Origin of the sequence: Nocardia sp. NPDC057353 (assembly GCF_042667085.1) — a bacterium.
Classification (GTDB): Bacteria; Actinomycetota; Actinomycetes; order Mycobacteriales; family Mycobacteriaceae; genus Nocardia.
This window is the reverse complement of the sequence record NZ_JBHVAK010000096.1, coordinates 1-15,390: the sequence shown is the minus strand read 5'-3', so window position 1 is coordinate 15,390 and position 15,390 is coordinate 1. Positions and strand designations below refer to the sequence as shown.

Below are 15,390 nucleotides of genomic sequence, written 5' to 3'. Positions count from 1 at the left end.
CAACACCGCATCCGACAGCGACACCACCCCCGCCACACACGCCGCCACCAACTCACCCACCGAATGCCCGAGCACGAAATCCGGCACCACACCGAGGGACTCGACCAGCCGGAACAACCCGTACTGCACGGCGAACAGCTCCAGCTGCACCACATCGGTGCGTCCGGAATCCGCGAGCTCCCCGGCACCGGCCACCGCGTCGTAGGCCGCGGCGAACACCGGGAACGCCGCGCGCAGCTCGCGGCCCATCCCGGCCCACTCCGACCCCTGACCGGAGAAGACGAAGGCGAGCCTGCCGTCCGGCACGACCGGCAGGCTCTCCGCCGCCGCGGCGGCCCGCACCCCGGCGACCAGCTCCGCGCGCTCGCGGCCGAGCACCACCGTCCTGTGGTCGAGCTCCGCCCGCCCGTCGACCAGCGCCAGCGCCAGGTCGGCGAGCGCGATCCGCTCGTCCGCGACCAGCGGGAGCAGCCGCTCGGCCTGCGCGCGCAGCGCGCCGGATGTCCTGCCGGACAGCACGATCGGCGTGATCGGCGGGGCATCGGCCTGCGGGCCGGGCGCGGCGGCGGGCGCCTGCTCCAGCACGACGTGCGCGTTGGTCCCGCTGAACCCGAACGATGAAACTCCGGCCCGCCGCGGCCGGTCGTGCTCCGGCCACGGCCGCGGTTCGGTCAGCAGCCGCACCGCGCCATCGGCCCAGTCGACGTGCGGGGTCGGCGCGTCGACGTGCAGCGTGGCAGGCAGTAGCCCGCGGCGCATCGCCTCGACCATCTTGATGACGCCCGCGACGCCGGCGGCGGCCTGGGTGTGGCCGATGTTCGACTTGATCGAGCCGAGCCATAGCGGCTCTGCGCGGTCCCTGCCGTAGGTCGCGAGCAGCGCCTGCGCCTCGATCGGGTCGCCGAGCGTGGTCCCGGTGCCGTGGGCCTCGACGGCGTCGACATCCGCTGCGGCCAGCCCGGCGGCGGCCAGCGCCTGGTTGATCACCCGCTGCTGGGCGGGGCCGTTCGGCGCGGTCAGCCCATTGGAGGCGCCGTCGGAGTTCACCGCGCTCCCCCGGACGACGGCGAGCACCGGGTGGCCGTTGCGCCTGGCGTCCGAGAGCCGCTCGACGAGGAGCAGCCCCGCCCCCTCCGACCACCCGGTACCGTCCGCGGCCGCCGCGAACGCCTTGCACCGTCCGTCCGGCGCCAGGCCGCGCTGCCTGCTGAACCCGATGAAGGAGACCGGGGTCGACATCACCGACACCCCGCCCGCCAGCGCGAGGTCGCACTCCCCGTTGCGCAGCGCCTGGGCCGCGAGGTGCAGCGCGACCAGCGACGACGAGCAGGCCGTGTCCACGGTCACCGCCGGGCCCTCCAGCCCGAAGGTGTAGGCGACGCGGCCGGAGGCCACGCTGGCCGCCGACCCGATACCGGCGTGGCCGGACTGCTCGTCGGCGCCTGCCGGGAAGAGCGTCGCGTAGTCGCCGTACATCACGCCGGCGAAGACCCCGGTCCGGCTGCCGCGCAGCGACAGCGGGTCGATCCCGGCGCGCTCGAACGCCTCCCACGAGGTCTCCAGCAGCAGCCGTTGCTGCGGGTCGGTCGCCAGCGCCTCCCGCGGCGAGATCCCGAACAGCGCCGGGTCGAAATCGGCGGCACCGTCCAGAAATCCGCCGGAGCGGGTGTAGCTGGTGTTGGGCCGCTCGCCGGTGGGGTCGTACAGCGCCGCGAGGTCCCAGCCCCGATCGGCGGGGAAGTCGGTGACGGCGTCCCGGCCCGCGAGCGCGAGTTCGACGAGATCGTCCGGCGAACGGACCCCGCCCGGGTAGCGGCAGCTCATCGCCACGATGGCGATCGGCTCGTCGGTCGCGGCACCGGCGGCGCGGCGCGGCGCGGCGGCCGGTTGGCGGTCGAGCACCTGATCCAGCACGAATTCGGCGAGCGCCAGCGGCGTGGGGTGGTCGAAGACCAGTGTGGCGGGCAGCCGCAGCCCGGTGGCCGTCGCCAGCAGGTTGCGCAGCTCGACCGCGGTGAGCGAATCGAAGCCGAGATCGGCGAATTGCCGCTCCGGGGCGATCGCCGCGGCACCTTCGTGGCCGAGCACCGCGGCGACCCGGTCCCGCACCAGGTCGAGGAGGCGGCGGCGGCGCTCCTCCGGCGTCGCGTCCGCGGCGAAGGCGATCGTTCCCCGCGTCCGGCGGTGCGCGCCGCCGGTGAGCGCGCGCAGCAGCGCGGGCGGGTCGGTCCGCGCTGCCGCGAGGTCGAGCCGGACCGGGACGAGCACCGCGTCCGCGGACCGCAGCGCCAGGTCGAACAGCGCCAGCCCCTGCTCGACGGTGAGCGGGCGCACGCCGCCGCGTTCGATCCGGCGGGTGCCCGCGCTGTCGAGGGTGGCCGCCATCCCGGTGGCCCCGGCCCACGGGCCCCAGGCCAGCGCGGTGGCGGGGAGTCCGTGCGCCCGCCGGTCGACGGCGATGGCGTCCAGGAAGGCGTTGGCCGCGGCGTACGCCGTCTGGCCCGCGCTGCCGAAGGTGCCCGCGGCCGAGGAGAAGAGCACGAACGCGTCGAGGTCGAGGCCCGCGGTGAGCTCGTGCAGCGCGACGGCGGCGTCGATCTTGGGGCGCAGCACCGCCGCCAGCTGCTCCGGCCGCTGGGTCGCGAGCATCCCGTCGGCCAGCACGCCCGCGGTGTGTACCACGGCGGTGAGCGGGTGCTCGGCGGGGATGCCATCGAGCAGCGCCGCCAGTTCCGCGCGGTCGCCGACGTCGCAGGCGACCGCGGTGACTTCGGCACCGAGCTCGGTCAGCGCCGCCACCGCCGCGGCGGGCACCGGCCGCCGCGCGGCCAGGATCAGGTGCCGCACGCCGTGCTCGCGCACCAGGTGCGCGGCGACGGCGGAGCCGAGCGCCCCGGTCGCGCCGGTCACCAGGACACTGCCATCCGGGTTCAAGCCCGCGTCGGCCGCGCCGGGGAGGCCGGCCCGGCGCAGCCGCGGGACCAGGACCGCGCCGTCCCTGAGCACCAGCTCCGGCTCGTCGGCGCGGGCGAGCGCGGCGGGCAGCGCGGCCACCGACCGCTCGTCCAGATCGATCAGGGTCAGCCGCCCCTGGTGCTCCAGCCGCGCCGCGCGGACCAGGCCCCACAGCGGGGCGTGCACCAGGTCGACCGGCGCACCCGGCCCGGCCGCCCCCCTGGTGAGGACGGTGATTCCACAGTCCGCGAAACGCTCGTCGGCGAGCAGGGACCGCAGCTCCTCGACCGCCCGCGCGACCGCGGCCCGCGCTGCCGCCGCGATATCGGTGACCGGGGCGTCCGGCAGCAGCGCGAGCAGGACGGTGGCAGGCACCGGCGCACCCGCGTCGATCGCGGCGGCCAGTGCCGCCCGATCCGGGTAGCACGGAACCCCCAGCCCCGGCACCGCGCCGAGCACGGCGGCCGCGGCGGTACCTTGCGACACCGGGCCTTCGACGGCGACCCACTCCACCCGGTACATCGCGTCGAGTACCGCGGCCTCCCGGTCGCGGGCGGCAGGCCTGGTGACCAGCTCGCCGATGGTCAGCACCGGCGTGCCGTCCCGGTCGGTGGCCTCGACCGCGACGCCGGAGCCCGCCGGGCGCAGCCGCACCAGCAGCGCGCCTGCGCCGGTCGCGTGCAGCCGGATGTCCCGCCAGGAGAACGGCAGTTCCAGTGGGCCCGCCCCGCCGCCAAGCCCCAGCGGGTGCAGCGCGGCGTCCAGCAGCGCGGGGTGCAGCCCGAACCGGCCGCTGTCGGCCTGCTCGGCCTGTGGGAGCTCGACCTCGGCGAAGAGCTCGTCGCCGTGCCGCCATGCCGCTACCAGCCCGCGGAAGGCGGGGCCGTACTCCAGGCCGTGCTCGGCCATGCGGTCGTAGAAGTCGTGGAGCGGAAGCTCGACCGCGGCCAGCGGCGGCCGTGCCGTGCCGCGCTCGGCGGGCTCCGGCGCCGCCTCGGCGAGCAGGCCGCTCGCGTGCCTGGTCCAGGTGCCGCCTGCGACCCGCGCGTGCACGGTCAGCGGGCGCCTGCCGTCGGCGGCCCGCGGGCCCGCCAGCACCTGCAGCTCGGTGCGGCCGGAATCGGGCAGCGGCAGCGGCGCCTCCATCGTCAGCTCCTCGACCAGGTCGGCACCGGCCTCGGCGGCGGCGCGCAGCGCCAGCTCGACAAGGACCGCGCCCGGCTGCAGCACCGCGCCGAGCACGACGTGCTCGGCGCACCACGGCGTCCTGGCCGGGTCCAGCTCACCGGTCAGCAGCACGGTCTCCGGCCCCGCGACCGGGAGCACCGCGTCGAGCAGCGGGTGCCCGGTGCTCGACGCGCCCGGCCGCGCCACGGGCCGCGGCCAGAACCGCCGCCGCTGGAAGGGGTAGGTCGGCAGCGGGACGTGGTGCCGCTGCCCGGCGGGCAGCAGCGTGGGCCAGTCGACCGGGAAGCCGGCGCAGTGCAGCTCGCCGAGCGCGGTGAGCAGGGTGTCCCGCTCCGGCCTTCCCTGGCGCAGGCAGGCCGCCGCGCCGATCTCCGCGGGCAGCAGCTCCCCGGCGAGGGCGGTCAGCGTGCCGTCCGGCCCCAGCTCGAGCACGGCGGTGACGCCGAGCCCGGTCAGCGCCCGCACACCGTCCGCGAACCGGACGGCCTCCCTGGCGTGCCGCACCCAGTACCCGGGGTCGCGGAGCAGCGCTCCGGCCGGTTCGCCGGTGACCCCGGAGATCACCGGCAGCACCGGCTCCATGAACTCGATCTCGGCGCAGACCCGCGCGAAATCGGCGAGCATCGGCTCGACCAGCGGGGAGTGGAACGCGTGCGACACCCGCAGCTCGGTGGTCTTGCGGCCGCGCGCCGCGAAGCAGGCGGCGAGCTCGCGCACGGCGTCCGCCGCACCCGAGATCACCACGGCCGCCGGGCCGTTCACCGCCGCGATCGAGACCGCGTCCGGAAGCAGCTCCGCCACTTCGGCCTCGGAGCCCTGGATCGCGGCCATGGCGCCGCCTGCGGGCAGTGCCTGCATCAGGCGGCCGCGCGCGACCACCAGCCGCACCGCGTCGGCCACCGAGAGCCCGCCGGCGACGCACACGGCGGTGATCTCGCCGACCGAGTGGCCGAGCACCGCGTCCGCCGTCACCCCAGCGGCTTCCAGCAGCCGGAAGAGCGCGTACTCCAGGGCGAAGAGCGCGGGCTGCGCGAACTCGGTGCGGTCCGGCACCGTCGCCGGGCCGTCCGTGGCGACCAGCGCGCGCAGCTCGCCCCGCAGCGCGGGCTCCACCAGGTCGCAGACCTCGTCGAAGGCCGCGGCGAAGGACGGGAATGCCGCGTACAGGTCGCGGCCCATCCCCGCGCGCTGCACCCCCTGCCCGGCGAAGAGCAGCCCGAGCCGGGGCGCGGGGTGCGCCGCACCGGTGGGCCCGCCTGGCGCGCCCACCGCGACGGCGCCGAGGCCGCGGCGGAGCGCGGCCCCGTCCCCGGCGACGACGACGGCTCGGTGCTCCAGCGCCGCGCGGCCGGTCAGCAGTGCCCGCGACAGCGCGGCGAGCTCAGGTTCCCCCGCCGACTCCAGGAATTCGAGCAGCCTGGCCGCCTGCGCGGCCACCGCCGCCGCGGTCCGCCCGGAGACGGCGAAGGGCAGCGCGGGCACCGGCTCCGCCGCTGCGGCGGCGGGCGCCGGGAGCGGCGGCTGCTCCAGCACCACGTGCGCATTGGTCCCGGTGACGCCGAACGAGGAGATCGCGGCCCGCCGCGGCCTTCCGGTCTCCGGCCACGGCACCGCCTCGGTCGCCAGCCGGAGCTCGCCCGCCGCCCAGTCGACGTGCGGGCTCGGCGCATCGACGTGCAGCGTCTTCGGCACCCAGCCGTGCCGCATCGCCTCGATCATCTTGATGATCCCGGCCACCCCCGCGGCGGCCTGGGTGTGCCCGATATTGGACTTGATCGAGCCGAGCAGGAGCGGCTGCGCCCGTTCCTGCCCGTAGGTGGCGAGCAGGGCCTGCGCCTCGATCGGGTCGCCGAGCACCGTTCCGGTGCCGTGCGCCTCGACCACGTCGACGTCGCCGGGGCGCAGCCCGCCGTTCCGCAGCGCCTGCCGGATCACCCGCTGCTGCGCCGGTCCGTTCGGAGCGGTCAGGCCGTTGGAGGCGCCGTCCTGGTTGATCGCCGTGCCGCGCACCAGCGCCAGCACCGGGTGCCCGTTCCTGCGCGCCTCGGACAGCCGCTCGACCAGCACCAGCCCGACCCCCTCCGACCAGCTCGCGCCGTCGGCGGCGGCCGCGAACGACTTGCACCGCCCGTCCGGTGCCAGCCCGCGCTGCCTGCTGAACTCCACGAACGAGCTCGGCGTCGACATCACCGTCACCCCGCCCGCGACGGCGAGCGCGCAGTCCCCCGCGCGCAGCGCCCGCACCGCGAGGTGCAGCGCGACGAGCGAGGACGAGCAGGCGGTGTCGACCGTGACCGCGGGCCCCTCCAGCCCGAAGGTGTAGGCGATCCGCCCCGAGGCGATACCGCCGGAGCTCCCCAGCCCTACGTAACCGCCGAGGTCGTCGGCCTCGCCGTCGAGGTTGAGCGCGTAGTCGTGGTACATCACCCCGGCGAAGACGCCGGTCGCGCTGCCGCGCAGCCCGGAAGGGTCGATCCCCGCGCGCTCGAAGAGCTCCCACGAGGTCTCCAGCAACAGCCGCTGCTGCGGGTCCATCGCCAGCGCCTCGCGCGGTGAGATCCCGAAGAACTCCGCGTCGAAATCGGCGGCATCGTGCAGGAATCCGCCGGAGCGGACGTAGGAGGTGCCGGGGTGTTCCGGGTCGCTGTCGAACAGGGCGTCGAGATCCCAGCCGCGGTCGGCCGGGAAGTCCGAGATCACGTCGGCGCCGTCGGCGACCAGCCGCCACAGCCCGTCGGCGTCGGCCACCCCGCCGGGGTACCGGCAGGCCACCGCGACGATGGCGATGGGGTCGTCGTCGGCGGCGGCCACCGGCTCCGGCGCGCTGTCCACCGCCCCGGTCCCGGCACCCGTCAGCTCGGCGACGAGGTGCGGGACCAGCGTCTCGGTGTCCGGGTAGTCGAAGACCAGCGTCGCGGGCAGCCGCAGCCCGATGGCGGCGCCGAGCCGGTTCCGGAACTCGACCGCGGTGAGCGAGTCGAACCCCAGCTCGGTGAAGGTGCGCCTCGGCTCGAGCACGACGGCCGACGGGTAGCCGAGCACCAGCGCGGCCTGCGTGCGCACGATGTCGAGCAGCGCCCTGCCGCGCTCGGCCGGGGCCAGCGCCGCGAGCCGCGCCGCCGAACCGATGCCCGCCGCGGCGGCCCGCCTGGCGGGCAGCCGGACCAGCCCGCGCAGCACCGCGGGCAGCGCATCCGGCTGCGTGGCGGCGGCGTCACGAAGTCGAGGCAGGTCGAGGCCGATCGGCACCAGCGCGGCGTCGGCGTGCCCCACCCCAGCGTCGAAGAGCGCGAGGCCGTCGGCGGTGGTGAGCGGGACCAGCCCGCGCCGCGCGCCGCGCTCCAGCCCGGCTCCGGAGAGCTTCCCGGTCATCCCGCTCGGGGTCTCCCACATCCCCCAGGCCAGCGCCGACCCGGCCAGCCCCGCTTCGCGCCGCCGCTGGGCGACGGCATCGACGACGCTGTTCGCTGCGGCGTAGTTGGCCTGCCCGGGGCTGCCGAGCACTCCCGCCGCCGAGGAGAAGAGCACGAAGGCGGCGAGCGGCAGGTCGCGGGTCAGCTCGTCGAGTACAAGGGCGGCGTCGACCTTCGGCCGGAACACCGCGTCCAGCCGCTCGGGGGTGAGCGCCGCGACGGTGCCGTCGTCCAGCACCCCCGCGGTGTGCACGACGGCGGTGAGCGGGGACGCGGCGGGCACCGCCGCGAGCAACGCGCGCACGGCGTCCCGATCGGCCACGTCGCAGACCGCGGCCCCGACCTCGGCACCGAGCCCGGCCAGTTCGGCGCAGAACTCGGCGGGCACCCCGCCGCGCCCGGCGAGCAGTAGACTGCGCACCCCGTGCGCGACGACCAGGTGCCGGGCGACGAGCCTGCCTATGGTGCCACTCGCGCCGGTGACCAGCACCGTTCCCGTTCCGAATGCCGCCGCGGCTGCCCCGTCGCCCGCCGCGCGCTCCAGCCGCGGCACCAGCAGCTCGCCGCCGCGCAACGCCGCCTGCCCCGCCGCGACGGCCGCGGGCAGGACCCCGTCCACCTCGTCGGCGTCCGCGTCGAGCAGCACGAACCGGCCGGGGTGCTCCGCCTGTGCGGACCGCACCAGCCCCCAGACCGCGGCGTGCGCGAGGTCGGCGGGCGCCGCGTCGGCCCCGGCGGCGACTCCGCCGCGGGTCAGCACCACCAGCGGCGTCCCGGCGAACCGCTCATCGGCGAGCCAGGACCGCACCAGCTCGAGCACCTCGCCCACCACCCGGCGCACCCGGTCCGCGTCGTCCGGCCCGGGGCCGCCAGGCACCGGTGCGAGCACGGCGGCGGGCAGCGCGAAGCCGTCGTCCAGCGCTGCGGCCAGCGCGTGCGGGTCGGCGACGTCGGCACCGAGCCGCACCGCCGCGAAGCCGCTCGCCACCGACGCCGCCGCAGGCTGCCAGCCCACCCGGTACAGCGCCGCGGCCGCACCGGGCTCGGCGAGTCCGCCCGCGGCCAGCGGGCGCACCGTGAGCGAGTCGGCGGCGGCCACCGCCCGGCCGGTCTCGTCGCAGACCAGGACCGACATCGCCGCCGCGCCGTCGGCCCGCAGCCGGACCCGCAGCGCGGCCGCGCCGGTCGCGTAGAGCGTCGCCGATCGCCAGGAGAACGGGATCCGGCCGCCCGGCGTGCGCTCCCACTCCGGCAGCAGCGCGGCCGCGTGCAGCGCGGCGTCGAGCAGCGCGGGGTGCAGGCCGAAACCTGCCGCCGTGCCCGCGACCGATTCCGGCAGCGCCACCTCCGCGTAGACCTCGGCGCCGAGCCGCCACGCCGCCCGCAGCCCGCGGAAGGCGGGGCCGTACTCGAAGCCGGCCGCCGCCGCCCGGTCGTACAGCTCCGCGATCTCCACCGGCGCCGCGCCCGCGGGCGGCCAGCTCGCCGCGCCGGTCGGCTCCGCCCCGGTGCCGGTCGCCAGCACCCCGGTCGCATTCCGGACCCAGGTCTCGTCGCCCGCGCGCGGCGCCCTGGAGTGGATGGAAAAGCTGCGGCGCCCCGACTCGTCCGGCCCCGCCACCTCCAGCTGCACCGCCACACCGCCGTCCCGCGGCAGCGTCAGCGGCGCCTCCATGGTGAGCTCGTCGACCCGGTCGCACCCGAGCTGCTCCCCGGCCCGCCAGGCCAGCTCCAGCAGCGCGGTGCCAGGAACGAGGACGGTGCCCGCGACGGCGTGCTCGGCGAGCCAGGGGTGGGCGGCCACCGAAAGCAGCCCGGTGCAGAGCAGCCCGCCGGAGTCGGCGAGCACCACCGCGGCACCCAGCATGGGATGCTCCGCGGCGCGCAGCCCGGCCGCGGTCACGTCGCCGGTGCCCGGCCCCATCTCCAGCCAGTAGCGCCGGTGCTCGAACGCGTAGGTCGGCAGCTCGGCGTCGGTCGGCACCCCAGCGAACCCGGCGCGCGGGTCGACCGGGAGGCCGTGCGCCCACGCCTCGGCCAGTGCCTCGGCGATGCGCCGCGGCCCGCCCGCGTCGCGGCGCAGCGTCCCGAAGGTCACCGCCGTCGGCTCATGCGCGTCGATCGCCTGCTCGATCGCGGGGACCAGCACCGGGTGCGAACTCACCTCGACGAAGGCGAGGACCCCCTCGGCCAGCAGGGCCTCCACCGCGGGCAGGAAACGCACCGGCTGCCGCAGGTTCGCCACCCAGTACTCGGCGCCGAGCTCGGTGCCGTCGACGGCGCGGTCGTGCACGGTCGAGTACAGCGGGATCCGACCCGCACGGGGGGTGATGCCCGCGAGCGCGGTACGCAGCGCCGCCGCGACGGTGTCCACCTGGGCCGAGTGCGAGGCGTAGTCGACCTCGACCGGCCGCACCCTGACCCCGGCGGCGCGGCACTCGGCGACGATCTCGGCCAGCGGGCCCGGCTCGCCGGCGAGCACCGTCGCGGCGGGGCCGTTCAGCGCGGCGATCGAGACCAGGTCGCCGAAGCGGGCGATCCGCTCCCCGGCCGCCGCCGCGCCGAGCCCCACCGACACCATGCCGCCGTGCCCGGCGAGCCGCTCCGCGATCAGCGCGCTGCGCCGGACCACCACGAGCGCGGCATCCGCGAGGTCGAGCGCGCCCGCGACGCAGGCCGCGGCGATCTCGCCCTGCGAGTGCCCGACCAGCACCCGCGGCGCCACCCCGCCCGCCTCCCACACCGCGGCCAGCGCCACCATGACGGCGAATGAGACCGGCTGCACGACATCGGCCCGCTCCAGCTCCGGCCCCTCCCCCGCGAGCGCCGCCAGCAGCGACCACCCGGTCAGCGGGTCGAGCACCGCGGCGCACTCGCGCAGCCGTTCCGTGAAGACCGGGTCGGTGCCGAGCAGCTCGCGGCCCATCCCGGCCCACTGCGCGCCCTGCCCGGGAAAGACGAAGGCGACCGGGCGTTCCAGCGCCTCCCCCGCGCACACCCCGGCCGCAGGCTCGCCCGCCGCCAGCGCGGCGAGCCCGAGCACCGCCTCCCCGTGCGCGGCGGCGACCACGGCGCCGCGGTACTCCAGCGGCGTCCTCGTCGAGGCGAGTGCGGCACCGATCTCGGCGGGCCGCGCCTCCGGCCGCGCGGCCAGGTGCGCACGCAGCCGCTCGGCCTGCATGCGCAGCCCGGCCGCGCTCCGGGACGACAGCACCAGCGGGTGCGGCCGCGCGGCGTCGGCCGGCGCGGGCCGCGGGGCGGGCCCGGCCGCCTCCTCGATGATGACGTGCGCGTTCGTGCCGGACACGCCGAAGGCGGAGACCGCGGCGCGGCGCGGCCGGCCCGGCTCCGGCCAGTCCCGTGCCGCGGTGACCAGCTCGACCGCGCCGGACTCCCAGTCCACCTGCGGACTCGGCCGATCCAGGTGCAGCGTCGCGGGTACCAGCCGATGGCGCAGCGCATGCACCATCTTGATGACGCCCGCGACGCCCGCCGCGGCCTGGGTGTGCGCGATGTTCGACTTGATCGAGCCGAGCAGCAGCGGCCGGTCCGCCTGCCGGTCCGCGCCGTAGGTGGCCAGCAGCGCCTGCGCCTCGATCGGATCGCCGAGCACGGTGCCGGTGCCGTGCGCCTCCACCACGTCCACGTCGGCCGCGGTCAGCTCCGCGTCGGCGAGCGCCTGGCGGATCACCCGCTGCTGGGCGGGGCCGTTCGGGGCCGTCAGCCCATTCGAGGCGCCGTCCTGGTTCACCGCGGTACCGCGGACCACCGCGAGGATCCGGTGCCCGTTGCGCTGTGCGTCGGAGAGCCGCTCCAGCAGCAGCAGCCCGGCGCCCTCACCCCAGCCGGTGCCGTCCGCCGCCGCCGAGAACGACTTGCAGCGGCCGTCGGCCGCGCCGCCGCCCTGCCTGGACATGGTCACGAACGGCGCGGGCGTCGCCATCACGGTCGCGCCGCCCGCGATCGCCATCGAGCACTCGCCGGAGCGCAGCGACCGCACCGCGAGGTGCAGCGACACCAGCGAGGACGAGCACGCGGTGTCGACGGTGACCGACGGCCCCTCCAGCCCGAAGGTGTACGAGATCCGCCCGGAGGCAACGCTCCCCGCGACAGCCGTCGCGAAGTGCCCCTCCAGCTCGGCCGGGAGCACCGTGCGCGAGGCGTAGTCGTGGTACATCAGCCCGGCGAACACCCCGGTCCGGCTGCCGCGCAGCGACATCGGATCCAGTCCGGCGCGCTCGAACAGCTCCCAGGAGAGCTCGAGCAGCAGCCGGTGCTGCGGGTCCATCGCCAGCGCCTCGCGCGGGGAGATGCCGAACAGCCCGGCGTCGAACTCCCCGGCGTCGTGCAGGAAGGCGCCGTGCCTGGTCCCCGAGGTCCCGGCCCGGCCGGAGCCGGGGTCGAACAGGTTCTCGACGTCCCAGCCGCGATCGACCGGGAACTCCGAGACCGCGTCCCGCCCCTGCGCGGCCAGGTCCCACAGCAGCTCCGGGCTGTCCGCGCCACCGGGGTAGCGGCAGGACATCCCGACGATCGCGACCGGCTCGCGCTCGCTCTCCTCCAGATCGCGGATGCGCCGGTTGGCCTGCCGCAGATCCGCCGTCATCCGGCGGAGGTACTCGACCAGCTTCGCTTCGTCCGCCAACGGGGTGCCCCTTGTCACGCTGCCCGGATACCGTTATTTCCGAGGCACGGCACGCCTCGGGAATACTGGAGAGTCAAGTGCGGGCCGCCCCCTAGAACCAACCCCTAGCAGGCCCCACGATCCGGAAATCGGCCTGCGAGCACCGGGCTGTGGAAATTCCTCAGGCGCTGTCCGCGGCGAGCACGCGGAGCACGAGGCGAATTTCTTTCCGACCGGCGACACCGAGCTTTCGATAAACACGGGTCAGGTGTTGCTCGACGGTGCTGACGGTGATACTCAATTTGCGGCTGATTTCCCGATTCGTGTGCTCCAGCGCGGCCAGCCGCGCCACCGCCAATTCCGAATCCGTCAGCGTCACGGAATCGTCGGCCTGCGATTCCGAATCGTCCGCCACATCGAGGTGCGCGACCAGGTCGGGCGTGAGCAGCCGGGTGCACATGGCCTCCACCCCGACGATCTGCGCCAGATTCCATGCCCGCCGCGCGGTGGAGCGCGCCCGGCCGGAGAGCCCCAGTTCGCGGAATGCCCTGCTCAGCTCCACCAGCACCAGGATCATCTCCAGGCTCTCCTCGGCCCCGCTCAGCACGGTGAGCGCCTCCTGCAGCAGCGTCGGCCGCTCGCGCAGCGGCCGGGCGGCCGCCGAGATCCGCAGCGCGGCCGCCCGCACCATGGGGTCATGGCCGCCGGAGTGCCTGCGCTGCTGGTCCGCCAGGTTCCGCGCCTGCTCGGCCTCGCCGAGCGCCAGCCGCGCCGCCGCCGCCGAGGTACGCCACGGCAGGTACCCCGGCGTGTCCATACCCCAGCCGCGCAGCAGCTCGCCGCAGGTGCCGAAATCAGCGAGCGCGGCGTCCGGCCGCCCGGCCGCCAGCCGATACTCGCCCCTGGCATGCAGGTACAGCGGGCCGAAATGGGTCTGGAAGGCGGCATCGGGGACCGGGTGGTTCAGCCACGCCGCCGCCTCCTCGGCGCGCCCCATCACGGTGCACGCGGAGATCAGCACGGCCAGCGGGGCGCAGATGCCGATGCCCCAGCCGCGCGCAGGCATGAGCTCCAGCGCCCGCAGCGCGTAGCGCGCGGCGGTCGGCGGCTGCCCGCGCCTGGCCGCGATCAGCCCGCGCACCGCGCAGAGCACCGCCTCCCAGGTCGTCGTCTGCCGCTCGGCGGCCTCCCGCATCAGCGCCTCGCACCACGATTCGGCGAAATCGGTGCAGCCGGCGTAGATCGCGGCCAGCAGCGCGCCGACCATCGCCTCCATCGACTCCGACGGCAGCGACCAGCCGTTCGCGATCTCCCGCAGCGCGGCCCCGGTCTGCGGGTCGGACCCGCCCCGCAGCACGCCGCGCAGGGTCTCGAAGACCCGCGGACCGCGCCCGGTCAGGATCGGACGGTTGAGCTCGCCCGCGGGCGGCGCGCTGCGCGGCCCGGTGGCGCGCGACGGCCAGAGGAACTCGATCCACTCCATGACCACGACCGTCTCCGGCCCCGGTTGCTGCCCGTCGTCGCCCGCCGCGGCGCGCACGCGCCGCAGGCACTCGGCAGCATCGTCCAGCCGCCCGTGCCAGATCAGGTAGGCCACCAGCTCCAGCGCGCGCGGGCCGTGCAGGTGCCCCTCGCGCGCGGTGTCGAGCAGCGAATCGAACCACCGGTGCGCGAAGCCGGGGTCGCTCATCCACTCCACGGCGAACCGGACCACGGAGATGTCCGCACGCTCGTGCAGGTCAGGGCAGGTCTCGGCGGCCATCCGCAGGCATTCGAGCGCGAACTCGGGGTCGTCGGCGGCGAGTGCGTCGACCGCGGCCTCGCGCAGCACCTTGTACGCCCACGGCTCGTCGGCCGCGCCCGCGCGCAGCAGGTGGCGCGCGATATCTCCGGCCGCGCGGCCGTCCTCGTACAGCAGCCAGGCCGCCCCGCAGTGCAGCGCCACCCGCTCCTCCGGCGGCAGCCGGTCGACGACAGCCGTCTCGAACCCGGCGTTCCGGAACCGGCACCCCTCGGTCAGCCCGGCCGCGGCGAGCGAGTCGACGATCCACTCGACCACGGCGGCCCGCTCGCCGACGAGCCGGGCGATCCTGGCCGGTGCCGCGTCCGCGCCGAGCACCGCGATCGCGGTCGCGACCGCCACCGTCCCCTCGCCCGCGCTGTGCAGCAGCGCCATGAACGCGCGGGAGAGCTCGTCGTGCACGCCGCAGCCCGCGCGCCGCTCGGCATCGAGCGCGGTGGCACCCTGGATCAGGTACTCCTCGGCCCCCACCCGGACCAACAGCGGATTCCCGCCGGTCAGCGCATGGAACTCCGGAGTGAGCGCGGCGGCCCGCTCCGCCCCGAGCTGCTCGGTCAGCAGCTCGGCCACTCCGTCCCGGCCGAGCGGCCCCAGCCGCAGCCGCCACGCCCTCGAGTTCCGCACCAGCTCGGACCGGAACGGACAGGAGGTGGCCCGCCCATTGTCGTTGTCGGTCACCACCAGCAGCAGCCGGAGCGAGGGCAGCCTGCGCAGCAGGAAGCACAGCACCTGCAGCGACGCGAAGTCCACGTGCTGGATGTCGTCGACGCCGACCACGACCGGCGCCTGCCGCGCCACCTCTGCGAACGCCGCGCCGATCCGATGCACCCGCTCGTCGTCGGGGCCCCGCTCGGCAAGCAGGTCGAGGATCGACCCCCACGGCGATTCCGCGGCGGCGAGCGGCCGCGCGTATCGCAGCAGCTGGAACAGCACGCCGAATTGCTGAGAATTCTCGGCGGGTGATGCGGTGGCCGAGAGAAAATGTGCGGAATCGGGAATGCGCCCCGAGAATTCCTGCAATAGAGCCGATTTTCCGGTGCCGCATGATCCGGTAATCACCACGAGGCGACTCTCGCCTCCGAGAATATCCGCAACAGCACCTTCGAGAATTCGGATCTTACCGGCACGTTCCACGAGAAGCACGCTTCGAACCCCGCCCTATCCACGCTCTACGAACAGCAGACACCGGGGAATTCGTGAACAAAACAGAATTGCCAACTGTAACTCCCATAACAGCTGGCGAATCCACCCCCGGCGATTGCTAAAACCGCTTCCGGCCTGAACCGAATAGCAAAGTCAGACTATCCGACGGCCACGGGGGCTGCAACAGATGCGGGGCCGCGAGGCAGGCCCGGTGACCAAAGACCCCTGGGACGAAAACAGCGGCGGTACCGGGCTCACCCGGTACC

At 75.7% G+C, this 15,390-nt stretch carries 2 protein-coding genes; both read right to left on the bottom strand.

Annotated features, from left to right (window positions below):
• Window positions 1-12,201 (bottom strand): SDR family NAD(P)-dependent oxidoreductase (locus tag ACFUUZ_RS30110; RefSeq protein WP_378702147.1); only part of this gene is annotated, 12,201 nt, incomplete at its 3' end.
• A 160-nt stretch (window positions 12,202-12,361) separates the two neighbouring features.
• Window positions 12,362-15,115, bottom strand: a complete 2,754-nt coding sequence (locus ACFUUZ_RS30105) for an AAA family ATPase (RefSeq protein WP_378702145.1) — start codon at window positions 15,113-15,115, stop codon at window positions 12,362-12,364.
• Between the last annotated feature and the right edge of the window lie 275 nt (window positions 15,116-15,390).